This is a genomic window from Paenibacillus sp. FSL E2-0151 (genome assembly GCF_037993015.1).
In the GTDB taxonomy this organism is placed as follows: Bacteria; Bacillota; Bacilli; order Paenibacillales; family Paenibacillaceae; genus Paenibacillus; species Paenibacillus amylolyticus.
Genome location: NZ_CP150308.1, coordinates 4,243,504 through 4,267,717, shown reverse-complemented (window position 1 = coordinate 4,267,717; position 24,214 = coordinate 4,243,504). Strand labels below are relative to the sequence as shown.

Below are 24,214 nucleotides of genomic sequence, written 5' to 3'. Positions count from 1 at the left end.
TGAAGCTTGCAACCAAATGCCCCCATCTGTGGCAAAATAGTGGACGTGCTGTGGTTATATTTGCAAAAAGGCAGTAGTATGTTATTATTTAATAGTAATAATTACGATTAAAAGTCTAATTGATTCTATATAAATTGAACTAAACATTTACACGAAAACGGAGAGGACAGAAAGAACCTGAAGGAGCGGAGCTAAAAGCTTTTGGAAAAAAAGCTGCATCGGAAGCATATACTTCGCCTTTATCCCTGGATTTCCCCTCTAGGAATTTAATCAAAAAATCTGGGGATAACAGCGATCGGAAGGTTGTTCTGTCATCGAAGTGGTCAGTGTAAATATTCATTAGTTCAACTTATATAACTTGAATCATGGACTGAAACCATAAATGAAGGAGCATGTGTATACATGAGCAAAATAAACCATATGAACCGGATTCCCCGCGCGAAAGGGATCGATATGGCTGCTTTTTACACGCCGAAAGAGTGTAGACGCAAAGCCCAGCATATTGTATTTTCCGCTGAAAATGAACGCATCATTAATGAATTTATCACCATTCTGGGCATGAAAGAGAAGTTCAGAGAGCATGATGTATCAATCCCCAACAAAATGGTCATGTTCGGGCCACCCGGTACGGGAAAAACATTAACGGCATCACATCTGGCGGAGCGCCTTGATCTGCCATTGGTTCTTGTGAGATTAGATGCGATCATTCATAGCCATCTTGGGGAGACGGGGAGTAACGTACGTAAGTTATTCGAATATGCACGAATGAATCCCTGTGTGTTATTTCTGGATGAATTTGATGCCATAGGCCGGACACGTGAGAGCAATGATGAAGTGAAAGAGATGGCTCGTGTCGTGAATACATTGTTGCAGTGTCTGGACGAATTCGATGGGGAAAGCATTCTGGTGGCTGCAACGAATCTGGAAACCCAACTGGATCACGCCATCTGGCGGCGGTTTGATACGAAGATGACCTACGGTATGCCTGATGATTCGAGTCGCAAATTGTATATCAGCAAATTGGTAGGGGCATTTGAACAGGAGACTCGGCTGGAAGATTACATATGTGAACGCTTGACCGGGTGCAGTTATGCGGATATAGAGCAGATCGTTCTGAAAGCAAAGCGGAAAGCAATCATTGCCAGTAGTGTACTTCATAAGCAACTGATCTCGGATGCTTACGATGAATACAGACCACGTGTATTAGAGTGTTGATTGCTTCCATTCTGGCTAGAGCAACAAGGAACACGTTGAACTAGCCCAGTCTCCTGAATGGAGTTCTGGGCTAGTTGTCATGTTAGCGAGGTGCGTTATACTTTAACGGCTGCTCCGTATGCTTTTTCTGTATTCATAGCTTCTTGTGTTGCAGTCCAGCGTGGCAGGCTTAATCTGAACATGCTGCCTTCCGGGCTGCTGGAGACAAGTATCAGTTCACCGCCCTGTTCCTGAGCGAGTAGGCGGCTATATGTTAATCCTAGACCCAGACCGCGGTTACGACGTTTTTTGAGTTCTCCACGATAGAACCGTTCGAAGATTTTTGGTTGTTCTTCGGCTGCGATGCCTGTGCCGTGGTCCTTAACATCAACGTAAAGCATCTGTTCTTCTGTACTTAGATAAATATCGAAGACAGCCTTCTGTTCAGGAGCTGTGGCATGAAGTGCGTTATTAAGCAAATTGACAATGATCTGCTGAATGCGGAGAGCATCCCCCATGGTAAAAAAGTTAATTGGAGGTGCGTGCAGCTGAACCTCTGGCATTTTGTCCTCATACGCAATCTTCCACTGATAGATGATCTCACCGACCAACAGTTTCAGATCCGTCCGTTCCTTGCGAACGGCAACACTTCCTGCAGCCATGGCGTTATAGTCAAGCAAATCTGCGACCATTCGCTCCATGCGTTCAGATTCCTTCAAAGCGATATCCAAAAATTCTTTACCTTCCTGTGGACTCACGACATCGTCACGTACTGCCATAACGAGCCCCTTGATGGAAGTTACCGGTGTCTTGAGTTCATGACTTACCCCTGCCAGCGAAAGTGTACGCCATTCTTCAAGTTGTTGGAGACGAGTGGCCATATCGCGAAATGAATTTACAAGTTCATTGATCTCACGTTCTCGTGTATTCAAGTCAAGACTCACATCATAATTGCCACCTCGAATCTGTTCAGCGGCATAGGCGACCTGACGAATCGGTCTGGATAACTTTTTGGACAGGAGATAGATTGTAAACCATCCACAGAGGATTAGTCCTCCGAGGATTAGAGCCACGAGCCATATCGTCTCTGGACCAAATGTAATGGATTGTTTGGACTGCATGACCCACACTTTGCCCAAGGTTTGATCGCCCTCGGATATGTTGACCGTTACACCTGCATATTTGTTGTTTCGCGGTTCAAGATAGTCGTCTGACAGTCGATAATGCACATCTTTTTGCTCCATTTTAGGCTGGGAAAAGATCAATTGATTGTTATTGTCCAAGATCATGACACAAAAATAATGATCTGTGTTGAATAGTTTCTCTCGCTTGGTTACCAGTCTGTCCAGATCGGGTGGAACTCGAAGCATATTATTCTCACTGGTCACTCGATCGGCAATCTCCAGACCAAGCAGTTCTGCGGTTTTGAGGCTTTTCTCAATGGAAGTTGTTCGAATCCAGTAGAGTGCCCCTGCCGCAATAATCGTGAAACCAATGCACAAAATGAGAAAATATCGCAGTGTCCAGTGTGACAGAATGGATATCGTTCGTTTGGGTTTCTTCTGTTTCAGTTGGCGATCCAAAATTGATACCCCATTCCTCGCAACGTCCGAATTTCTCCCGTCTCTGGCGACCAGTGGGAGAGGGCTTGACGTAGTCGTTTAATCGATAGATCCACAGCACGGTCACTGCCATCGTAGTCCATCCCCCATACCTGTTCAATAAGGTGATCCCTGGTAAATGTACGATTCGGATAATCGGACAGGAAGAACAGTAACGACAGGTCACGAGGTGTGAGTGCAACCTCTGCACCGTTCAGCAGCACCTGCTTGGCAGCAAGATCAATGACGAGATTTCCAAAGGAACGCTTCTCTTTGCCACCTGAGGTCCAATGTGGATTACGGCGCAACACTGCATTAACTCTGGCAACCACTTCTTCCGGTACAAAAGGTTTGCTCATATAATCGTCAGCACCGGCATTTAGTCCGTTGAGACGGTCTGAAATGTCATCCAGTGCAGTTAGCATGATCACGGGACAAGCACTTTTTTCACGAATAATCCGCAGCAGATCCCATCCGTCCATTCCTGGCAGCATCACATCAAGTAATACAAGGGAAGGCGTTACGGTATCAAAAAGGGTAAGTGCAGTCGGTCCATCTGCTGCATGATGAACTTCAAATTCTGCTTTTCTCAGATAAGCAGCCAATACTCGTGCAATAGCTTGCTCATCCTCGACGATAAGAATGGATTTCAAGAAAAGCGTTCTCCTTTCGCTTTGTAAACTTGTACTGATTTTACATTAGCCAGAGCGTAAAGCCAATCCTGTATTACGGATTTCAAAAAAATATGTGACTTGTCTTATCTTGACTTCTTCCTGACACATTCAATTGATATGATTCACTCCAAGAAGCAACCTAAACAATCATGTACTGGAGGAAACATAGAGATGAACAAGAAAGCAAAAGCATGGCTTATTACAGGTGTAGCGGCGGTTGCCGTAATCGGTGGCGGTGGTTACTATATCACAAACAGTTACTTGGGCAACAACGTGGAGATTGAGCAGGTGCTTCCTGCGAGCACAGCGACTTCCACTACAGCTGTAGATAGCACAGGAACGGTTGTAGCCAATGAAACTGCTGGAGCAGAGCAACTGAACGGAGACTGGAGCATCAGCGAAGGTTCCAAAGTATACTTCTCCGTAACCACATCACAGGAGACAGTTAACTTTGTGGACGAGAAGGTAACAGGCAATTGGACAATTAATGTAGATGATGCTGCTCAGATGAAGGCAGAAGGACAGATCGAGATGGACGGAATTGATTCCGGGAATGGACAGCGTGATGGTCACGTGAAGCAAGCCGATTTCTTCGACGTTGCTACATATCCACAAGCTACATTTACAGCGACTTCATTTGAAGGGGTACCTGCGGAATGGCCTGTCGGTCAAACGGTTGATATCAAAATGAATGGTACCATTACGGTTAAAGGTATTGAAAAAGAAGTGACTTTTGACGCAAAAGCTGCTTATGAGAATAATGCAGTATTGTTGTCGGCAACATCGATGGTAACGTTCGAAGATTTCGGAATGGAAAATCCGCACTCCGTTGTGCTCTCGACTGAAAATGATATCCAGGTACAACTTGAATTGAAACTTTCTAAATAAGTGTAACAATGATCATATACCTGAAAATCTGTTCTGTTCTGCCTTACGGTAGACGGACAGATTTTTTTGTTTTTTTTACAAAATAGTGTGATTAATATAACTAAATGTAACTGTCACAGGATCATATTGTTAAAATAACTGCTGTTTCCTTTGGAAAATGCCGTGTTACCCATCACTATTAAGCGCTTACAATGAGGAGGAATCATAACATTCATTGATCCATGCACAATCAAACACAAAAAGGGGGAGATCAAGAGTGAACAAAAGGTACATAAGCGGGTGTCTGGTATTACTAATGCTGTTCTGTGATCTGGGGTTGATGGTTCGTCCAGCGGCTGCAGAAGATGAAAAAGTGAACGTGGCACTTAACAAGGCGGTTTCGGTAAGCACAGAATATTTGGAGCATTGGAGCAAAAAGGAGCACTTGGTTGATGGTAAAAGTGACACGCATTGGGCTGCTAAGGCTGGAGTGACAACGGAACAACCACAGTGGGTGATGATTGATCTGGGTGAAGACTACAATCTGTCTGGAGCGGAGATAACGTGGAGAGAAAACACGGTTGTGAAATATATGGTAGAAACATCTGCTGATCAGCAGGCATGGGCCAACGTTGCTGATCAAAATGAAAATGCCGATCCCAAACAGATCGCTGATCTGACGTTTCAGCAGAATGATGTGCGATACATCAGATTGAACATATCTTTTTACAAGGGTGAGGGTGTCTGGCCGGAAATATTGGAGTTCAAAGTGTGGGGAGAAGCAGAAGGAACTGAACCAGCCAATATTAAAGGATATGATGAGATCGAAGTGAGAACGGTGACCAGAAGTGCGCCAATTCTGCCCAACGAGGTAAAGGCACAGTTTCAGAATGAAAAATCGGGAATGGTACCTGTGACTTGGGATTATATCGACCCTATGCAATACGCCTCTGCAGGCGAATTTACGGTAACAGGAGTTGTATATGGTGCGCCTCCAGAACCTCAGCTTAAAGCTAAAGTGATCGTTGAGGGATATCGTGCAGACTATGTTAGAGGTGTTGATATTTCCACGTTGACTGCCATTGAGGACAAAGGCGGCAAATACGTGGACAGCAACGGTACAGAGCGTGATTTGCTCGATATTCTCAAGGATCGCGGTGTCAATTATGTGCGTCTTCGTCTGTGGAATGATCCACAGAAATCAGGGGGATACAACGACAAGGACGATGTCATTCGTTTGGCCGAGCGGGTGAAGAAAAAAGGTATGAAGATCCTGTTGGATTTCCACTACTCGGATGAGTGGGCGCACCCGGGCCAGCAGCTTCGTCCCAAAGCTTGGGAAGGTCTTTCGCCCGAAGAGCTGAAGCAGGCCGTATACAACTACACGTATGAAGTTGTAAGTGAGATGAAGGCCGCAGACGCTATGCCTGATATGGTGCAGATCGGTAATGAGATCAACAGTGGTGTTCTGAACGGCTTGAGCAGTGACGTGGATTTCGAGCAAAATGTTGCATTGCTAAAAAGCGGAGTTGATGCTGTACGTGCAGTAGAAGGGGAGATCACCGATAACGCGGATAAGGTGAAGATTATGATCCATTTGGCTGAAGGTGGCAAGGTGGATACGTTTAAATGGTACTTTGAAGAGTTACGTAAAGGCAAATTGGACTATGACATTATCGGACTATCGTATTACCCGTTCTGGCATGGGACATTTGCGGATGTACAGAAAACGATGAATGAAGTGTCAGTCGAGTTTGGCAAAGATGTCATTATCGCTGAAACGTCCTATCCGTTTTCCTACAAAAACGGGGATGCACACGGTAACATCATTGGATCAGATGAAGCGCTTCATGTTGGGGGAGCAGACTTCCCCGCAACCGTTCAAGGTCAATATGATGCTATTGCCGGCATTATGGACATGATTGCGAACGTGCCAGATAATCATGGCGCAGGTTTCTTCTACTGGGAGCCAGCGTGGATTCCGGCGGGTGTAGGCTGGATTGCATCCGAAGGTAATGCATGGGAGAACCAAGCGATGTTTGACTATGATGAATTTCCGGCCAACGGCGGGCATTCGTATGAAGGCAGAGCGTTATGGTCCCTTGATGTGTACAAACGTGGATTGAGTCTTCTGCCCGCAGACCGCCAGCAACTTGATGCGGCACTTACACGAGCCGAATCATTGGTACGGACTGATTTTACTCTGGATAGCTGGGTGACTCTGGCTCCGGCAATCTCGACAGCGAATGATGTATACCAACAGGCATACACGCCGGGTGGGGTAACTCAATTAGATACAGATGCAGCGACAACAGCATTGGAACGTGTGATGCAGCAGATGCAGGTTATCACCCCGCAGCTTGACGAGCTCAGAGCTAAAATAGCGGAAGCGCGTACGTATCAGCAGGCTGACTGGTCTGCGGCCACTTGGGCGGTATTGACCAAAACGCTGGAAGGCGCTGATCAGATCTTGAATGATCCAAGAGCAACACAGACGGATGCGAATACAGCGGTTAAACGTTTGCATGATGCCATTCAAGGTCTATCCAATGTGGACAAAACACAACTGCACCAGTACATTCAACAAATGCAGCAGCAGACTAAATCTTCCTATACACGCCGGAGCTGGTCTGTATTGGAACAGTCTTTGCAGGCAGCGATTCAGGTCCGAGATAACAATGCTGTTGTCCAGTCTGAGGTGAATTCAGCACTGAGTACGTTGAAACAAGCCTTTACTAATCTAGTCTCTCTGGAGGCTTTAACAACGGGAAAAACGGCAACGGCTTCAAGTAGTGCAGGGACAGGAGGCAATCAAGCCAACTCTCCTGAAGGTGCAATTGACAACAATCCGAACACTTCATGGGGAACAGACGAGAGTAAGGATAGCTGGTGGCAAGTGGATTTGGGTCAGGTTGCTAACCTCCGTAAAATCGAAATATCGATGTGGAGTGGCGGCATCAAATATACGATCGAAGTGTCCAACGATAACAAAAATTTTGTGAAAGTAGTGGACACCACAAGTGATGTTGTTGTATCAACCGCACCTAGCCATGTACTTCCAGAAGGCACGGAGGGACGTTACATTCGGGTAACGATTAAAACAGGTCCCACATGGGTAGGATTCATGGAATTTGAAGCATACGGTACGTTCCCAGCGGACAAATCTGCACTGCAAACTACTGTAGATACCGCTGAGAAATTAAAGCAAACCGAATACACGACATCAAGCTGGAATGTATTCAGTAAGGCACTTTCTGAAGCGAAGGCATTCATTCTGGATGTTGAATCTTCAACGCAAGATGTAAGCAATGCGGATCGTGCGTTACAAGATGCTGTGAGTAAGCTTGTACGTCAAGATGTAACACCTGGCCCTGGCCAGCCATCACAACCAAGTGTACCATCACAACCTTCCAACCCGGGAACAGCTCCTTCAACGGGGAATCCGGCTGTAACACCACCAGTTGAACCTGGTAATCCGCCAGTTAAGGGTCTAATAACGGTAAAAGGAACAGCAACCGGGGATGACAAGTATTCGATTCGTCCAGATGTATCCCTATTAACTCAGGCACTGCAATCCATGGATGCAGGAAATCGTACGTTGAAGCTGCTTGCAGATGTACCCGACACAGCCAAGACAGTCACATTCCAGTTGGCTGCAAGTCAGCTGGCAGCATGGATTCGTTCCGAGGAAGTAAAATCTCTGGATGTAGTTGTAGGACAGACTACCGTTCGTGTTCCTCTGAGATCACTCCCTCTAACCATTGCGGAGACTGCGGGAACGTTCGACATCGTAGTAGCAAAAGGATCGACAGATACATTGTCCACATCGCAAAAAGCAGCGATCGGTAATCATGCAATTGTTGATGTGAATTTGTTAATGAACAATAAGCCATTGCAATGGACAAACAGAGCGTTTGAAGTTGCTCTATCCAATGTGGAACAACCTAAGAAAAATGATGTAGTTATGGTTGTACATTCCATATCCACAAGTGGGGAAATGAGGCCTGTTACGTATTCCAAGTACGATGATAAGACGAAAACGATGGCGTTCAAACCGTTGGAATCCGGCAGTTATGTCATTGCAGAAGTTGAAGTGCCATTACATGATTTGCAAAATCACAATTGGGCAATCCAAGAGGTACAGAACCTCTACGGTAAAGGGATTATTTCGGGGATGAGCGCAACTCGTTTTGCCCCGCAAGGTGAACTGACCAGAGCACAATTTTTGCAAATGATTATTAAAGGTATTGGTGATACACACCAGCCGGATCCATCTATTTCAGTCCCAACGGATGTGAAGGAAGGGCAGTGGTATGCCAATTCAGTACGACTTGGAATTGAAATGAACATTATTCAAGGCCGGGCAGATGGAAGCTTCGGAGCCAATGAACGTATTTCGCGAGAAGACATGGCCGTTATGCTGAACAGAGCACTGAAGGTTGTGCAACGTGAGAATGCGACCCATTCTGTACAAGGAAATATGGTGTTTGTAGACAACGCCGCGATCTCGGCATACGCCAAAGAAGCTGTAGCCTCGATGCAACAACTTGGACTGTTAAATGGCATGCCTGATGGCACGTTTGCTCCGAAAGAAACAGCAAACCGTGCACAAGGGGCTGTTGCAGTCGCCAGAATGATGGAACAACTGTATTAGAGATATTTAGAAAAGTCCGCTTTTGATTACGAAAGGTGCCTAATGGCATTATCAACACTCATGAATAGAAAATAACAAAGTAGGTAAAGAGATCGGATCATATGATTCGGTCTCTTTATTTTTTGCGGAAAAAATGAGGTTCAGACTTCATCCCTTTCTCTAAATAGGCATATAAACAATTTGTTAATGTCGTATTGACAATATCGAATTCATTTGTTATCATTTCGATAATATCAAAACGACAATATTAAGAAATGGGGAATGAGCCATGTTTGGATTCCGATTTGCGAAGTTTCAACCCAGTGAATATGTCATGAAAGTGAAAAATGGTGAGGTACAGCATCAAGGTGTAGGATTGTCCTTCTATTATTATGAGCCGACCACATCGGTAGTAGTTCTACCCGTATCCTCGGTGGATGTACCGTTCATGTTCGAAGAGATTACGGCGGATTATCAGACCGTTACTGTGCAGGGGCAATTAAGCTATCGAATTGTGGATTACCTGAAAATAACCCAGAGCCTGAATTACACGTACAATTTGCGCAAAAATCGGTATATCTCCGACGACCCCGGCAAGCTGGATCAACGGGTGATCACCACAGCGAAAGTACTAACCAAGAAACAACTGGAGCAAATGCCGCTGAAAGAAGCTATTCAATCCAGTGAACGGCTGGCAAGCAGCATGAAACGCGAGGTTGTACAAAGTGAAGAGTTGGAGAAATTGGGCGTTGAGTTGATGAGTCTATCGATACTGGCCATTCTGCCTAATAAAGAGACGATGCGTGCATTGGAAGCACAAGCGCGGGAAGAGATTTTGCGTCAGGCAGATGAAGCGCTCTATGTACGTCGTAATGCCTCGATTGAACAGGAAAGACGAGTGAAAGAGAACGAACTGAACACCGAAATTGCCATAGAGACGAAGAAACAGCAGATTCGTGAGACCCAATTGCAGGCTGAGCGCTCGGTGAAACAGAAACAAAATGAGATGGAGCAGGAGCAGCTTCAGTTCAATACAGCGATGGAGGAACGGAAGCAACAACTGATTGAGTTAACCATTGCTAATCACAATGCCGAGGCAGATGCAAAAGCGTATGAGATTGCCGCCGTGATGAATTCATTGCAAAATGTACAGCCGAATGTATTGCAAGCAATGGCGAATATGGGCATGAATTCTGATAAGCTGATCGCACTTGCATTCCAGGAACTGGCTGAAAATGCTAGCAAGATTGGGCAACTTAATATCTCTCCAGATCTGTTGCAGGGATTGATGTCTCCTGCGCCAGGCAGAGATCAGGGAGGTCGAGCGAGATGAGATTAGGAAGAAGAGAGCAAGCAGAGCAGGCAGGGAAATCAGTACGTCAGCAGGCCACAACGGACGATCGAATGACCGAACACAAGCTGATTTTGGTGAAACGCCGGACCCGACTGGAAGAGCTGGTGGTTCGATATAACACGGTGCAGCAAGCTCAGTTCTATATTGAACGTCTGGGCGCAGACTTCAGTGATTATATGGAGGAAGACCGTCGTTATCGGCTATCTGTGCAGCAGGCCCAGCAGCAGCTGGGTCAATTGGGACGGGTTCAGACGATTGATCGGGAACATGTGCCCAATTTTATCTTTGGAGATCAGGATATCGTGGTCGTGGTTGGACAGGATGGGCTTGTAGCCAACACCCTCAAATACGTAACCGAGCAGCCGCTCATCGGTGTGAATCCGGATCCGATGCGTTGGGATGGCGTGTTATTACCTTTTACCGTGGAGGATCTGAGCTTCATTGTTCCTGATGTCATTCGAAAGCAACGAACCTTGAAAGAAGTCACTCTCGCCAAAGTGGAACTCAATGATGGACAGTATCTATATGGTGTGAATGATCTGTTCATTGGTCGGAAGACACATGTATCGGCTCGTTATGAAGTGCGTTTGGGTTCATCCACAGAACAACAATCCTCTAGTGGTATTATTGTATCCACAGGCATGGGATCGACAGGCTGGTTCAAAAGTGTGTTGGCGGGAGCCACGGGAATTGTTGGATCGGCTGCATGGCAGAACTTGAATTCTGAAGCAGAGGTCGCTACAGCATCGGCATCCATTCATGGGAGCAGGCAAGAGCTGAATCATTTTAACTGGGATGCGCCTTATTTATATTTTTCAGTACGTGAACCGTTCCCGAGCCGGACGACTGCGGTCAATCTCGTGTTTGGACAGATCCATTCAAAGCAACCACTGCACATTGTATCCCAGATGCCAGAGGATGGTGTTATTTTCAGCGATGGGGTCGAGCAGGACTTTCTTGAGTTTAACTCAGGGGTGGAAGCTATCATCGGGTTGGCAGAGAAGAGGGGACGTCTCGTGGTCTAAACCTTTATTTTCAAGCCGTTTCCGACTAGAATGGTTAACTAGATGTGATACACTGACGTCAGGAAACGGAAAGAGGGTTAACGATGCAGTCGATATTGTTGGTTGAAGATGATGCCAAGTTAGCAGGATTGCTGGCGGCTTATCTGACCCGAAATGGATTCCAGGTACAGGTCACAGATGATTTCCGTCATGTATTGGATGAATTTGTGAAGATGGAACCGGATCTGGTACTGATGGATGTGAACTTGCCTCAATATGATGGTTATTATTGGTGCAGACAGATACGCACACATTCCATATGTCCTATTTTATTCATCTCCGCTCGTGACAGTGGTATGGATCAGATTATGGCGTTGGAGCATGGGGCGGATGATTATATTACAAAGCCTTTTCAATATGAAGTCGTTCTTGCCAAAGTCCGCAGTCAGCTGCGCAGAGCCTATGGTTCTTACGCTGCTGTGCACCAGGAAGTAAAGGTGAAGAACGGTCCCTTGATCCTTTATCCTGAGCGATTCGTATTGGAATATGATGAACGCTTAACAGAGCTGACACAGAAGGAAGCCATACTGGTGGAAGCGCTGATGGCGAAGGCGGGGCGAGTTGTCAGCCGAGAAAAATTGCTAGAACAGATGTGGGAAGATCAGCATTTTATCGATGATAATACGTTGAATGTCTATATTACACGTGTTCGCCGGAAGTTGAAGGAGCTGGGTGCTGAAGAGATTTTGGAGACGGTTCGCGGAGCGGGTTATCGTGTGTTAGATCTGGATTCGTCCTCACAGGGGAAAGGGAAATGAGACTTTTCCTGAAAGACCACCAGATGTTAGTTGGATTTTATGTGTTACAGATGCTGCTGGTTCCGTGTGTCTACTGGCTCTCTGGTGAGGGCCGTCCGATGAAGATTGTCCTTTATGGCATGCTGATCAGTACCGTGGTGCTGATGGTCTATCTGGTCATACGTTACTTCCAGCTGCAAGCGTATTATCGTCTGCTTGAACAACCACGTAAACGGGTAAACGAGCCTTTTCAAACGCTTGGAAATTCGGTCGTGGCAGAAGCCATCCAGGAATTGTTACATGAACTGGAGCGTAATCGGCAGAACGAGATGGGGCAGTTACGTACCAGTAAGGAACAACAGGTGGTATTCATGAATCGTTGGGTTCATCAGATGAAGACACCCTTGTCCATTATCCAGCTAACCTTGGAAGATGTGGACGATGAGACGGCTGGCAGTATTCAGGATGAACTGGATAAGCTGCGCAAAGGACTTGAAATGGTCTTGCATTCATCAAGGCTTGAACAGTTTGAAGGGGATTTTCGTGTGGAGCTGTTGTCTTTGCAAGAAGTGCTTCGGAGCAGCATTGCAGAGAACCGACGTTTGTTTATTCGCAGAGGCATTACGCCGGATATTCGTATGGAGGGTGACCTTCAGATATATAGTGACTCCAAGTGGCTGCGGTTCATGTTCACCCAAATTTTGACCAATGCCGTGAACTATTCCGATAGCAAATCAGGCAAAAAAGTGATCATTACTGGCTATAAACAGGAAGAGCGTACAATCCTGGACATTCAGGATGAGGGAATCGGCATCTCGTCCGAAGATATTCATCGGGTGTTTAATCCCTATTTTACAGGTGAACGGGGCAGACAATACCACGAATCTACGGGAATGGGATTATATCTAGTCCGTGAGATCAGTGCCCGCCTGGATAACCGTGTGGAGTTGTTTTCGGAGCCCAATGAGGGAACGTTGCTCAGATTCAGCTGGGTTCATACGAAATATCCGAAGTGAAAAGTGCTTTGCCCATGGGCGAGGTGCTTTTTTTAATGCACAGAAGTGTAATCGAGAAGGTAGGGGAACAAAACCTTAAACGCGTTGTAAGGGAAGTTTAAGGTAATTCGATAGCACCGTTACGGGAGGTCAGTTAGGATAAGAATAGAAATAACGTATAAAGAATGATGGATCAGGAGGGAATTACGCATGGAAATGTTACAGGTATCAGGACTGAACAAAGTATATCAGGGCAAAGTGCAGACTCAAGCCCTTAGTGATATTCATCTGACAATCAAACAAGGTGAGTTTGTGGGTATTATGGGCCCGTCGGGCAGTGGCAAAACCACATTGTTAAACATGGTCTCCACCATTGATGAACCCAGCTCGGGCAAGGTGCTCATTAATGGCATGAACCCTTTTGATATGAAAAAGAAAGAACTTGCCATGTTCCGACGTCGGGAACTCGGATTTGTCTTTCAGGATTTCAATCTGTTGGACACGTTGACTGTTGCTGAGAATATTGTACTTCCATTGACACTGGACAAGGTTAAGCTGAAGGAGATGGAGAGCAGACTACATCGCATTACAGCGAAGCTTGGGATTGATCATATTCTGGATAAACGAGTCTACGAAATTTCGGGTGGACAGCGACAACGAACAGCCATTGCGAGATCCATGATCAATATGCCTTCGATTGTTTTGGCGGATGAACCCACCGGTGCCCTGGATTCTACGTCATCCCAAGCGGTCATGGAGTCACTTGAACAGATGAACCAGCAGGAGAAAACAACCATTATGTTGGTCACACATGACCCGCTTGCGGCAAGTTATTGCAACCGCATCGTGTTCATTAAGGACGGAAAGCTGGCAGCCGAGGTACACCGTGGAGATAATCGACAGACGTTTTTCCAGCGGATCATTGATACTTTATCCTTCTGGGGAGGGAATTCACATGAGCTTTCCTCAGTTCGCGTTTAACAATATTCGCCGGAATGGGCGAGCGTATATTGCTTTTTTTCTAAGTAGTGTGTTTATGGTCATGATATTCTTCGCTTATGCGGTGTTCATTTATCATCCGTATGTGACAGAGTTACCGATGGGTGACACAACCGCTACGGGAATGCAGATCGCTTCAATTATCGTATATGTGTTTGCATTTTTCTTTGTTATGTATTCCATCAGTGCTTTTCTCAAATCTCGGAATAAAGAGTTTGGCATTCTGACCATACTTGGTGCAGAACCCGCACAGATTCGGAGATTGGTCATTTTGGAAAACATGTTGATCGGCTGCCTGTCCATTATTGCCGGTATCGGCGGAGGTATGTTGTTGTCCAAGTTGTTCCTGATGTTAACCACTCGTTTTATCGGGATGGATGATCTGCCCTTTTATTTTCCCGTGAAAGCGATTCTGATTACGATCGGGGCCTTTCTGTTATTATTTTTCTGCATTTCACTTTTCACATTGGTTTTTATCGGAAACAAACGGACGTTAGAACTTTTGACGGGAACCAACAAACCTAAAAAAGAGCCCAAAGCTTCATGGTTCTTCTCACTTCTGGGTTTTGCATTACTTACAGTAGGTTTTGTGGTACTCCGTAACGGGTTAAATGGCGGAACAATCATGCTTGCAGCAATAACAGGGATAGCCGGGACGTATTTTTTCTATTCACAACTTTCCGTGCTCATCATCCGTTTATTGAAGCGTAATCGTAAAACCGTATGGCATGGTACACGTCTGTTGTGGATCTCAGAGATGAGTTATAAAATGAAGGATAATGCCCGCATGCTCTTTATGGTGACCGTGGTGATTGCGATTGCTTCAATGAGTGCAGTTGTAATTTTGTCACTGGATCAGGAGAACCGGGAACAGTTTACAAACAACGATTTTGCAATTCAATACAACGTATTTAGACCAACAGAGCAATTGGATATGAGCGCTATTGATTCGAAACTTGAAGCCGCAGGCTTGGATTATCAGCAAGTCTATATTGAATATTTCTGGTCTGATGCAGATCAGAGTGCTGTCTCGGTTATGCCGCTTAGTCAATACAACCAATACAATCTGACACAAGGGAGAAAGATGTTCCAATTGGATACCGGGTCCGCTGTATTTGTGGATACCCGCAATGAGAAGGGTCAGGATCAGATAAAGCGCAACAGATTTCGTGATTATGCGAAGGGAGACAAGTTGACGTTGACTCTGAATGCTAGTCCGCTGGAAGTTAGGGTTACGGATACAGATATCGATCCACAGTTTGGAACCCTACTCTATGCTACAGGTGTAGTTGTCCTACCGGATGAGAAGTATGAAGAGATTGCCCAACAGATCAAAGATAATATGATATCTGGTAAATACCTGTATCAGATCCCTGCATGGGGTCATGCTGTACCTGATCGCCACTCTTCGGAAGCCATGGTTAGCGATCAGCTTCTATCCTCCGCGGATTCCATCCGAAGCAGCAACGCTTCAACGGATAACCAGTCTGGATATCTGAGTACGCGGTACGATGATTTTGAAAGATTTAGACAGGGTACAGCACTCTTTACCTTTCTGGGCATATTTATCGGATTAATCTTCTCGATCTCTTCTGCAAGCTTTCTGTATTTCAGACTGCATACCGATCTTGAAGCGGATGGAAAGATGGTGCATTCTCTTTCGAAAATGGGTCTCAGTTTCCAGGAGATGAAACGATCATCCACCGTTCAGATTGCCATTTTGTTCTTTTTACCGATCGGGGTAGCCATCATTGAAACTTTGGTCGTAGTTAAGCCATTCCTGACTGAATTCGGTATTACCAATTATACGATGCCGGTGTTGACTGTATTTGGTGCCTTTGTACTTGCACAGACGTTTTATTTCATCATTATACGTTCGAGATATATCGCTTCTTTGCGCAAAATGATGGTGTAACCATCTTAGAAACAAACGGTCATGAGGACCGACCCATGATTTGTTCATTGCCTGCATTTCTTGATTCAGATCAAGGAAACGCGGGCTTTCTTGCGATAAGATGAATGCATTCACAGATTACATTATCGAGGAGGACGATTATGATGACTATCACGTCATTGCAAGAAGTTAAAACATTTAGTGAAGACCGTTTTACGAAACGTGTTTTATTCCAACAGGGTGGTGGAGTGACCTCTGTACTTCATTTTCTGCCAGGTCAGCAGCTTCCCGTTCATAAACATCCAGGCACGGACGTTATTTTGCTGGTGGTTGAAGGCACAGGCACACTTATGCTGGATGGAAAAGAACAAGAGGTGAAACAAGAGGATGTAATTCATTGCGGCGGTGAAGTGGAGTTTGCATTCCATAATACAGGAGATCAGGAGGTTCGTTTGTTCGTGGTGTTAAACAAAGTGCCAGCAGCATCCTATGCAAAGGACATCTAAGATCTAATATCAAGGAATCGTTAGAATGATTCACTGATCGGTACCAATATAAGGGGAACTCTATTCTGGAGTTTCCTTATTTATTTTTTATTAAAAAATACCTTGACAAAGTGTGGTTCCCATCGCAAAACAAAAAGCATACCTGGGTCTGAGAACATCAGATTTAAGTACGCTTCTTTGTATTCCGCCAGCAACTTGTTCATTCATCCGGTCTATAGTCATTCTGCCTAGAAGTATCCCAGCATTTCCTTGGCTTCATTCGACATCAGCTGTGGAGACCATTGTGGCTCCCACACGACTTGAACATCAATATCGGTCTTATTTGTATTTTCCTGCAAAACCCATTTCACCGCACCGACAATTGTATCGTGCAGCGGGCAACCTGGTGTAGTCAGCGTCATCCGTACATGTACCCGTTCAGGCTCTTCCCTTACTTCATACACCAGACCCAGGTCAACGATATTGACACCTAATTCAGGGTCATATACTTCCTTGAGACATTCCAGCAAATGCGTGGTTTGTTCCATCATGTTCACTCTCCAGTCCATTTTATTAACATTAACGTCTGAATACCAAAGCAATATTTGTTATATAAACGATGGAGACAAGAGACAGTATCGTTCCTCCAACCATCATGACCTCAGCCAGATTAATCAGAATTCCACTGACTAGCAGAAGGCTTCCAGCCACCATGGCGATCATCCCCCAATTGACGTTCCGTTCACTCAGCATACCAGCCATTAACGGTGTCCCGGGTCTGCCTGCCTGCTTGCCATATTTATGGGTCCACCACAGAAAAGGAACGATTTTGGAGGCATATCCGAGTATGGTGAGGGACACCCAGCCCCCGAGATATACCCATCCAGACAGCAGAACAACCCTTGGATGGAGCAGCAGTTCAGTCCCTTGCGAGGAATAGATCAGTAGGGCCACAGCATATACAGCAAACGCACGACTTACATAGACAGACCAGCGAATGCCCGGACCTGGGTTACTTTTGTGCCGTTTCTCCTGAATTTGCTCCAAGTGATACACATAGAAGAGAAGGGCTGCTGTTAGAAGTAAGAGCGCAAGCCAGAGCAATCCTCCCTTAATACCTGTCAGAAATGCGACAACACCTGTAACTACAGCTGCATTCCACAGAACCAGGACCACTTTTTGCAGTCGAATGGAATAATCGTGGGACAGGTAGAACATCGGAAGCATTTTGTAACTGAAGCCGGTAATTAACATACCAAACCAGCCAAGTGTTCCCATCCAGATATGTGCACCGAATAATCGTTCATGCAGACCATTCCAATCACCAAAGGCAAAATTCAGACCCATCAGCATACCGGAAAGCCCGGTTAGAACCAGATAAAGACAGGAACAAGCTGCACTGATCGTTACCGGATTCCACTGTGAGGCACGGATGAGGGTAACGGCCATATTCCATCCGAACAACAGAATGCCAGAGAGAGCGAGTGTAGCAGAACCCGCAATCCAGATGACATCTGCACGGATGAAGCCGTATAACATGCCCACGATTCCGATACTGAACAAGAAATAATGACAATAACCGAGAAACAGACTGTAAATATTGGATTGCAAAATAACATGTATCAACTGATAAACGGCACCCATAGCCAGCATGGTTGCCCACCCTAGCACAAACAGATGGGCATGAAACCAGCCTTCGGGTCCTCTGAGTTCATCACCAAGCCAGCCTGTCAGCGAGAGCAGGGAGAATGCGTGATACATTACAAATCCAAAGATGCCCGTGATGATAAAAAGAAACGGCAACCTGGACATGGCCTTTGCCTCCTTACCCTTTTTCAATTCTCACTTTGGCCGTACCATCGGCTTGATCCTCAACGGTGTAGGGGCAACCGAGATTATTTAACTCTTCTATCAAGAAGACTGGCACACGGTCATTATGAATCAGTACGACTTCCCCAGGTTTGCAACGTTCCAGTGCGGCAAGTGTTCGCATCATGGGTTGTGGCGGTTCCAATCCGCGATTGTCCAGTATAACGGTGGGCGCCTGTAGGGATTCAAAGTTTTCAATCGCAACAGCTTGCTCCTCTGGATGGCCATTGCATGAAGCTGGTTCTTCGTCTGAACCGGGCTTAGAATCGACTTCCAATCCAGATAAAACCATTGTAGATAATGCTTTGGCACCGGTTTTATTTTGTTTGTGCACAAACGTGGTAACCCAGTGATCTGAACCTTTTCGTTCCGATGTGCTGGAGTATCCTTTCATCTTGAGAATACCGAGCAGGGGCGTTGGTTTGAATGGAGCATGTAGTACAAAGACATCTTCATGCTGAAGGCCTTTGACCGTGTCCATGATCAGTTGAAACGGCTCCAACTTTTTACTCAGATGAAGACGCACATCCAATTCAACAATATGGACATCAGATGGAGACATGTGCGTTCACATCCGATCCTGCACTAGCTACATCCGCCTGCTGTACCAACTGCAGAGATGATTCATACAGGGCGGCCATTCCACCGTACAGCGCATAGAAGAATGACTCCGGCGCTTCGAGGGAGAAGGACAGATAGGCTTTGGGGTCCATGCCGAGCACACGCTCAAAAAGTCTTGCACTGTCATAGGCGTAAAAACAGAAATGAGTATATTCGAACACAGGCATTTTTTCGTAAATGGTGATAATCTCTTGCGCATATTCTGCTTGCTCACGCTGTGCCAATTGAACCATGGTTGTGGCGTCTTCCAGCAGCAACGTGATGCGAAGTGTAGTATCGTCAATGATTTCAACGTGCGCCATAGCCGTTCAGCTCCAATCTATAATTTACTGATTTTGACTTGGAAGGTTGTAGGACCTTGCTCAATATACTCCCAGTTGAAGCCATCGGGATGTGTGGATTGAAACTGGAATCGAAGAGGCTTTGGATCGTGATCGTTAATAAGCAACATGGATTCCTGTGGTTGCAACTGATCAAACGTTTCGAAAATAACTTTATGTTTCAAATGCGGTGGATACTCTGTGGCATTAATGGTTGCTGCGTATGTGTTCATGTGTCATTCCTCCAAATAGGGATAGTGTGGTGTTGCAATTTGATTATAGAAAACGTGAGGAGGGGGCTGTGTGAGCCTGCTCACACCTTTTTTAATGTCATAGTCTCGCCTTATTTGAGTCAGAATCCTGTATGGAAAAAGTGCCATTGTCAAGCCAAAACTAAAAATATTCTGATACGTATATTGCTAATTGCGCATGCGAAAGAGACCTTAACATCGATTACGGTCGTTAAGGTCTCTTTGTGCACACACAGTGTAATGTAATAGCGTGGGAGAAAACAGTGTAGCTGGGTGCAGGGTGGTCACGTATCCCTTTGTTCCTTCAAAGCTTGCAAATCATGAATGATGATCCGGCTACGATCCACTTCGAGTAAATTCTCTTTTGTAAGCTGGTTTAAAAGCCGATTCGCTGTTTCCCTTGTAGTTCCAATGGAGTTGGCAAACTCCTGATGTGTCATGGGCAGGTTGATGATAATCTGGTCTCCATGCGTCTGTCCGTGCTGATCTGCGAGCATGAGAAGGAAGGAAAGTACACGATTGCGTACATCCTGACCAGAGAGCACCTGCAATTTATCCTGTAATTCTCTTATTTTGTCACCGAGTACACGCATAATTTTGATCGCAATTGAAGGTGTACTCAGCATTAATCGTTCGAAAAGTCGGACAGGTATGGCTAGTAGTTCGGTAGGGGTAATGGCTTCTGCGGTGGCCGGGTAAGGGTGCGCATTAAAAAAGCCGGTGTGTGGGAACATATCTCCTGTTTTGAGGAAAGAGACAATCTGTTCATGCCCGTTCTCATCGGTTTTATAAGCCTTTACAATGCCGGTACGGATAAAAAAGACAGCTTCTTTTTCGCTTCCTTCGCTGAAAATAACCGATTTCTTCTGAATGCTTCTGGAAATGGCGATATCTTCGACTTGCTTTAATTCCTCGGGGCTAAGGTCCTGGAAGATGGGAAACTGTTGTAGAAACTCCCCTGCTGTATCTTTGTTTACCCTACTCATGAGAATCTCTCCTCTCTGTGTTCATAGTTCTGAACGACGACATCATTTTATCATAACGTGATTTTTGAACACATCAGGTGATATAGATCACCGTAAAGCCACATCACTGTTTTTGATTACTCAACCTGGGTTAATGGAATGATAGAATATGATTAAACAAGAGAGGGGTCGGCCCGGATGTGGACTGCATTCATGTGGGGCGGCATCTCTGCCTCAGCGGTTGTCATTGGCGCACTCGCAGCCTTGTTTCTGAAGATTCCCAAACGAGTCATTGGATGGATCATGGCTTTTGGGACAGGAACATTAATTGGTGCAGCGACCTTTGAACTTCTCGGAGATGCGCTGAATGATGGAGGAATAATACCTACCGCCATTGGATTTACGGCGGGTGCCGTCGTGTACACGCTGTTTGACTTGCTCGTTTCTGCAAAGGGAGGGGCGGGGCGTAAACGTTCGGCAAAGTCGGGAGACTCGAACCAAAGCGGGCTTGGGATCTTTGCAGGAACAGTAATGGATGCTATCCCGGAATCCATCATGCTTGGTGCCAGCTTGCTGGCCGGTAACGGTGTCAGTGTGGTCCTGGTAGTATCGATCTTTGTCAGCAACATTCCTGAAGGTCTGTCCAGTACGGTTGGACTACAGGGCAAATACAGTCGTGGCAAAATCATATTAATGTGGCTTAGTGTACTATTGATCTCCGCGATTGCAGCACTGGGTGGATATCTGTTTCTGGAGCAGCTTCCAGAGGAGATGGGTGCAGCGATTGGTGCATTTGCAGGTGGCGGAATCATTGCCATGATCTGCTCGACGATGATGCCGGAGGCATTTGAAGAAGGCGGACCTGTAGTGGGTTTGATTGCATCCATGGGATTGCTTGTGTCGCTGTTGTTGGATCTGTAGATGACAGAACAAGCTTCCGATCGCTGAGTTGAATTTATATAAAAAGAGTATCCGAACAGAGTGGTTCTGATCGGATACTCTTTTTTTGCCAAAACAGCTTCTTCCGCATTCGCAAGTTTTCTTACCTAATTCATTGGCTTCGGGCAGGCGGTTCAATTCTTTCCCTGAGCTGCTCCAATTGCAGAATAAGGATGCAGTTTCCTGTAACCTGAAGCAGTCCCTGTGTTTGCATCATGGCAAGTTTGCGACTAAGTGTTTCGGGTGTGATCCCGAGTAACAGAGCCATATCTTTTTTGAATACAGGCAAGCGGATCTCATGTTTTGCATGATTTCGGGTATGGAAATACAAAAGCAACTTGGCAATCTTCTGTTCCGTTGTCATCGCACTGAGCGAGCTATTCCATTCATCCGTTTCACGGAGAAGCTTGGTAATGGCAAGCAGGAAATGATAAGCAAGCTTTGGATCATGTTCAAGTAATTGGTCAAAGTCATGCTTGCTGATAGAGCAGATGGCTGAAGGCTCCAGAACTTCGGCGTTTGCGACATGTGGTTTTTGGTGTAACAGGGAATCTTGTCCGAAGAAATCGCCGGGAAACAGAAACCGGATAATATGTTCCTTGCCATTTTCATTGTATTTGGATAACTTCACACATCCCTGATGAACCACATAAAGCGTATCTGAGAGTTCTCCCTCCTGGACGACAACTTCGCCTTTGTTATATTTGCGGGTATGCAGAAGGGAGATCAACAAGGCAGCTTCGGATGGATCAAGATGCTGGAACAGAGATACTTTGGAGAAACAGGCATCCTTCGCTTCGTGTGTACAGATCATCGTTTAATCACCTCGAATGGTTCAGGATAGGTATAGCCATTATCTATTGTCATGTCTCAGTGAGACATCGCGGGTCCACCATGATCAGTTCCATCCTTGGTCACACGCAGAACAGCGGCAGCTCCTTTGGCTACATGGTTGAACTGATGGGTTACAATCGCATAATCACCTTCTTCGGTCACGGTGAACTCTACGACAGCTCCACCACTTGCGGGAAGCATAACCGTCTGTATTCCATACTGGATGTTGCGTGGATTCCCATCGGTATACACACGGTCCATAATGGTACCCACAACGTGGAAGGATGAGACTTCATTGGGTCCTGCATTACTGACATAGATTCGCACCGTATCTCCTACTTTGGCTAACAGGGGATGTTTTATTAATCCATAATCATTGCCGTTAAATACGACATAATCCGGTTCCCCGTTCAAAAAAGCTTCATAATCATGCTCTTTATACCATTCACTCTGAACAAGAGTATACTCACGATCAACCAAGTGATCGGAAGGGTATCCTGCTTTGGGTTCCACAATAATCATGCCGTACATCCCGTTTGCGATATGGGCAAGGACCGGTTTGGTTCCACAGTGATACATGAATACACCGGGTGAGGAGGTGGGATAAGTGAACGTGCCTTCCTCGCCTGGCATAACATCAATAAATTTGCTGCTGGGAGAAGCATGTACAGCGTGAAAATCCATGGAGTGAGGCAGGCTGGAATCTTTATTTTTCAACGTGAACACCAAGGTATCTCCCTCGGTCACTCGTAGGATGGGTCCGGGAACGGTACCATTAAATGTCCAAGCGTTGTATATCACTCCTTCGGAGATTTCGACATCTGTAACCTGGGCCGTCATTTCAATATATACCGTAGTACCTTCTCTGCGAATGATCGGGTCCACCGGGGGTTGACTGATCGCAGAGGAGGAGGAGACTTCATCGTGGTGAACAGGTTTAACTGTATCGGTTGAACTACAGTGAGAGAGAGTTGCTGTGAATATAGCGAATACGAGTGACCATTTATATACATTCAGTAAGGAAAACATAGATGCACAACCTTTACTCAAGTGATGTTTTTCACAATCTAAAAAGCAGGTTTTCTTTCATTTCAGTAGTTATTTAGTTATAGATTACGTTATTGAGGTGGGGACGGGTGTGATGAGGCACACACTTGGGTATGTCGTATTAGAGGCATTTCCAACAATCTGTCTTCAATTGTTGTGCTGAGCAACGGAGTTTCATATAATTTTAGAGAGATGGATTGGTAAATGTTGAGTATTTTGACGCTGTGTATGTCGTAGTTTCAGAAGAAAGGTGGATACAGGATGAAACGTTTCGAAGATGAAGGTGCGTATAAGTATAGTTTCTATTCGGTTCTTCGACGGGGAGAGCGGATTGATGTGAAATGTCCCAAATGCGGTGGGCACGCTTCGATTGATCAACGGAACGGTCAACTGGGGTGGAAGTGTTACGAATGTTACGCTCAAGCTTTTGAAGAACCAGTATATCAATATAAAGCCAAGGGGAATTGTGCTGTATGTGAACGTTGGTTTAACGTGGAAGTCATGGACGAGAAGAAGACGTCTCACCGATCGACGCATGTGGAATGCCCGCATTGTGGTTCTGTGAATCAGGTTGAATTACACGCCAAGCCGACATACCAAAGGTGTTTTTCCGAGATTTGTGCAGGGAAAGATCCTGTGTTCGGGCTGGAATTATACTTCCTGGATGATTTCAGAGGAAAAATAATATGGGCTGTGAATCGGGAGCATCTGAATTATCTCATCGCTTATGTCTCCGCAGATCTGCGTGTAAAATACGGAAATATGCCTATACGAACGGCTTCACATAGTATTCCTTCTTATATCAAGGATGCGAAGAACAGGGATGTAGTTGTGCGTACACTGTCGAAGCTTCAGCACAAGACTGGATGAG

At 45.6% G+C, this 24,214-nt stretch carries 22 protein-coding genes; 12 read left to right on the top strand and 10 right to left on the bottom strand.

Annotated features, from left to right (window positions below):
- Window positions 1-402: 402 nt before the first annotated feature.
- Window positions 403-1,215 carry an ATP-binding protein gene (locus tag MHI55_RS19205; protein WP_036672911.1) on the top strand — a complete coding sequence of 271 codons (813 nt, stop codon included), beginning with the start codon at window positions 403-405 and terminating at the stop codon, window positions 1,213-1,215.
- 95 nt (window positions 1,216-1,310) lie between these two features.
- Here the strand turns inward: MHI55_RS19205 and MHI55_RS19200 are convergent, their stop codons facing one another.
- On the bottom strand, window positions 1,311-2,777 hold the full coding sequence (locus tag MHI55_RS19200) for a HAMP domain-containing sensor histidine kinase (RefSeq protein ID WP_340386645.1): 1,467 nt from the start codon (window positions 2,775-2,777) through the stop codon (window positions 1,311-1,313).
- Entirely contained in the window at window positions 2,762-3,448 is a 687-nt protein-coding gene (locus MHI55_RS19195; RefSeq protein ID WP_036672909.1) for a response regulator transcription factor, read from the bottom strand. Before MHI55_RS19195 ends, MHI55_RS19200 begins: the two co-directional genes overlap by 16 nt.
- 192 nt (window positions 3,449-3,640) lie before the next feature.
- Here MHI55_RS19195 and MHI55_RS19190 point away from each other — a divergent pair, with 192 nt between their 5' ends.
- The 9 genes from MHI55_RS19190 (at window position 3,641) to MHI55_RS19150 (ending at window position 16,518) form a co-directional block, all read left to right on the top strand.
- Window positions 3,641-4,357: a YceI family protein gene (locus MHI55_RS19190; RefSeq protein ID WP_076317527.1), complete on the top strand. Its 717-nt coding sequence runs from the start codon at window positions 3,641-3,643 to the stop codon at window positions 4,355-4,357.
- Window positions 4,358-4,613: 256 nt separating this feature from the next.
- Window positions 4,614-8,990 (top strand): glycosyl hydrolase 53 family protein, encoded by a 4,377-nt coding sequence (locus tag MHI55_RS19185; protein WP_340386644.1) that lies wholly within the window; start codon window positions 4,614-4,616, stop codon window positions 8,988-8,990.
- A gap of 268 nt (window positions 8,991-9,258) precedes the next feature.
- Window positions 9,259-10,302 (top strand): SPFH domain-containing protein, encoded by a 1,044-nt coding sequence (locus tag MHI55_RS19180; RefSeq protein WP_340386643.1) that lies wholly within the window; start codon window positions 9,259-9,261, stop codon window positions 10,300-10,302.
- Between the two features lie 71 nt (window positions 10,303-10,373).
- Entirely contained in the window at window positions 10,374-11,348 is a 975-nt protein-coding gene (locus MHI55_RS19175; protein WP_340390619.1) for a sugar kinase, read from the top strand.
- A gap of 83 nt (window positions 11,349-11,431) precedes the next feature.
- On the top strand, window positions 11,432-12,145 hold the full coding sequence (locus tag MHI55_RS19170) for a response regulator transcription factor (RefSeq protein WP_340386642.1): 714 nt from the start codon (window positions 11,432-11,434) through the stop codon (window positions 12,143-12,145).
- Window positions 12,142-13,140, top strand: a complete 999-nt coding sequence (locus MHI55_RS19165) for a sensor histidine kinase (protein ID WP_340386641.1) — start codon at window positions 12,142-12,144, stop codon at window positions 13,138-13,140. The genes MHI55_RS19170 and MHI55_RS19165 overlap by 4 nt, the downstream gene beginning before the upstream one ends.
- A gap of 189 nt (window positions 13,141-13,329) precedes the next feature.
- Window positions 13,330-14,100, top strand: coding sequence for an ABC transporter ATP-binding protein (locus tag MHI55_RS19160; RefSeq protein WP_036613332.1), 771 nt, complete (start codon window positions 13,330-13,332; stop codon window positions 14,098-14,100).
- Complete coding sequence (locus tag MHI55_RS19155; protein WP_340386640.1) at window positions 14,075-16,033, top strand: ABC transporter permease; 1,959 nt, start codon at window positions 14,075-14,077, stop codon at window positions 16,031-16,033. The genes MHI55_RS19160 and MHI55_RS19155 overlap by 26 nt, the downstream gene beginning before the upstream one ends.
- Window positions 16,034-16,173: 140 nt before the next feature.
- Window positions 16,174-16,518 (top strand): cupin domain-containing protein, encoded by a 345-nt coding sequence (locus MHI55_RS19150; RefSeq protein ID WP_340386639.1) that lies wholly within the window; start codon window positions 16,174-16,176, stop codon window positions 16,516-16,518.
- 227 nt (window positions 16,519-16,745) lie between these two features.
- On the opposite strand, the gene MHI55_RS19145 is transcribed toward MHI55_RS19150, so the two are convergent.
- The 6 genes from MHI55_RS19145 to MHI55_RS19120 form a co-directional block, all read right to left on the bottom strand.
- Window positions 16,746-17,048 (bottom strand): metal-sulfur cluster assembly factor, encoded by a 303-nt coding sequence (locus MHI55_RS19145; RefSeq protein ID WP_197997654.1) that lies wholly within the window; start codon window positions 17,046-17,048, stop codon window positions 16,746-16,748.
- A gap of 28 nt (window positions 17,049-17,076) precedes the next feature.
- Window positions 17,077-18,309, bottom strand: a complete 1,233-nt coding sequence (locus tag MHI55_RS19140; RefSeq protein ID WP_340386638.1) for a hypothetical protein — start codon at window positions 18,307-18,309, stop codon at window positions 17,077-17,079.
- Between the two features lie 13 nt (window positions 18,310-18,322).
- On the bottom strand, window positions 18,323-18,928 hold the full coding sequence (locus tag MHI55_RS19135) for a DUF2249 domain-containing protein (protein ID WP_340386636.1): 606 nt from the start codon (window positions 18,926-18,928) through the stop codon (window positions 18,323-18,325).
- Entirely contained in the window at window positions 18,915-19,289 is a 375-nt protein-coding gene (locus tag MHI55_RS19130) for a hypothetical protein (protein ID WP_340386634.1), read from the bottom strand. Before MHI55_RS19130 ends, MHI55_RS19135 begins: the two co-directional genes overlap by 14 nt.
- 17 nt (window positions 19,290-19,306) lie before the next feature.
- Complete coding sequence (locus MHI55_RS19125) at window positions 19,307-19,540, bottom strand: DUF2249 domain-containing protein (protein ID WP_036613358.1); 234 nt, start codon at window positions 19,538-19,540, stop codon at window positions 19,307-19,309.
- A gap of 302 nt (window positions 19,541-19,842) precedes the next feature.
- A complete protein-coding gene (locus MHI55_RS19120) occupies window positions 19,843-20,544 on the bottom strand; it encodes a Crp/Fnr family transcriptional regulator (RefSeq protein ID WP_340386632.1) in 702 nt (233 codons plus the stop codon).
- Between the two features lie 177 nt (window positions 20,545-20,721).
- Here MHI55_RS19120 and MHI55_RS19115 point away from each other — a divergent pair, with 177 nt between their 5' ends.
- The gene (locus tag MHI55_RS19115; protein WP_017687819.1) at window positions 20,722-21,444 is read left to right on the top strand and encodes a hypothetical protein; all 723 of its coding nucleotides are present in this window, start codon (window positions 20,722-20,724) and stop codon (window positions 21,442-21,444) included.
- A gap of 130 nt (window positions 21,445-21,574) precedes the next feature.
- Here MHI55_RS19115 and MHI55_RS19110 read toward each other — a convergent pair whose 3' ends face one another.
- Entirely contained in the window at window positions 21,575-22,276 is a 702-nt protein-coding gene (locus MHI55_RS19110; protein WP_340386630.1) for a Crp/Fnr family transcriptional regulator, read from the bottom strand.
- A gap of 56 nt (window positions 22,277-22,332) precedes the next feature.
- On the bottom strand, window positions 22,333-23,325 hold the full coding sequence (locus MHI55_RS19105; protein WP_340386629.1) for a multicopper oxidase domain-containing protein: 993 nt from the start codon (window positions 23,323-23,325) through the stop codon (window positions 22,333-22,335).
- Window positions 23,326-23,604: 279 nt separating this feature from the next.
- Here MHI55_RS19105 and MHI55_RS19100 point away from each other — a divergent pair, with 279 nt between their 5' ends.
- Complete coding sequence (locus MHI55_RS19100; protein ID WP_047843496.1) at window positions 23,605-24,213, top strand: hypothetical protein; 609 nt, start codon at window positions 23,605-23,607, stop codon at window positions 24,211-24,213.
- The last annotated feature ends 1 nt before the right edge of the window (window position 24,214 follow it).

Coding starts and splice junctions, on each gene's coding strand:
- MHI55_RS19180 (WP_340386643.1), top strand. CDS start 9,259: ATGTTTGGATTCCGATTTGCGAAGTTTCAACCCAGTGAATATGTCATG.
- MHI55_RS19165 (WP_340386641.1), top strand. CDS start 12,142: ATGAGACTTTTCCTGAAAGACCACCAGATGTTAGTTGGATTTTATGTG.
- MHI55_RS19120 (WP_340386632.1), bottom strand. CDS start 20,544: ATGAGTAGGGTAAACAAAGATACAGCAGGGGAGTTTCTACAACAGTTT.
- MHI55_RS19155 (WP_340386640.1), top strand. CDS start 14,075: ATGAGCTTTCCTCAGTTCGCGTTTAACAATATTCGCCGGAATGGGCGA.
- MHI55_RS19125 (WP_036613358.1), bottom strand. CDS start 19,540: ATGAACACATACGCAGCAACCATTAATGCCACAGAGTATCCACCGCAT.
- MHI55_RS19150 (WP_340386639.1), top strand. CDS start 16,174: ATGATGACTATCACGTCATTGCAAGAAGTTAAAACATTTAGTGAAGAC.
- MHI55_RS19115 (WP_017687819.1), top strand. CDS start 20,722: ATGTGGACTGCATTCATGTGGGGCGGCATCTCTGCCTCAGCGGTTGTC.
- MHI55_RS19190 (WP_076317527.1), top strand. CDS start 3,641: ATGAACAAGAAAGCAAAAGCATGGCTTATTACAGGTGTAGCGGCGGTT.
- MHI55_RS19170 (WP_340386642.1), top strand. CDS start 11,432: ATGCAGTCGATATTGTTGGTTGAAGATGATGCCAAGTTAGCAGGATTG.
- MHI55_RS19110 (WP_340386630.1), bottom strand. CDS start 22,276: ATGATCTGTACACACGAAGCGAAGGATGCCTGTTTCTCCAAAGTATCT.
- MHI55_RS19100 (WP_047843496.1), top strand. CDS start 23,605: ATGAAACGTTTCGAAGATGAAGGTGCGTATAAGTATAGTTTCTATTCG.
- MHI55_RS19160 (WP_036613332.1), top strand. CDS start 13,330: ATGGAAATGTTACAGGTATCAGGACTGAACAAAGTATATCAGGGCAAA.
- MHI55_RS19140 (WP_340386638.1), bottom strand. CDS start 18,309: ATGTCCAGGTTGCCGTTTCTTTTTATCATCACGGGCATCTTTGGATTT.
- MHI55_RS19130 (WP_340386634.1), bottom strand. CDS start 19,289: ATGGCGCACGTTGAAATCATTGACGATACTACACTTCGCATCACGTTG.
- MHI55_RS19145 (WP_197997654.1), bottom strand. CDS start 17,048: ATGATGGAACAAACCACGCATTTGCTGGAATGTCTCAAGGAAGTATAT.
- MHI55_RS19175 (WP_340390619.1), top strand. CDS start 10,374: ATGACCGAACACAAGCTGATTTTGGTGAAACGCCGGACCCGACTGGAA.
- MHI55_RS19205 (WP_036672911.1), top strand. CDS start 403: ATGAGCAAAATAAACCATATGAACCGGATTCCCCGCGCGAAAGGGATC.
- MHI55_RS19135 (WP_340386636.1), bottom strand. CDS start 18,928: ATGTCTCCATCTGATGTCCATATTGTTGAATTGGATGTGCGTCTTCAT.
- MHI55_RS19105 (WP_340386629.1), bottom strand. CDS start 23,325: ATGTTTTCCTTACTGAATGTATATAAATGGTCACTCGTATTCGCTATA.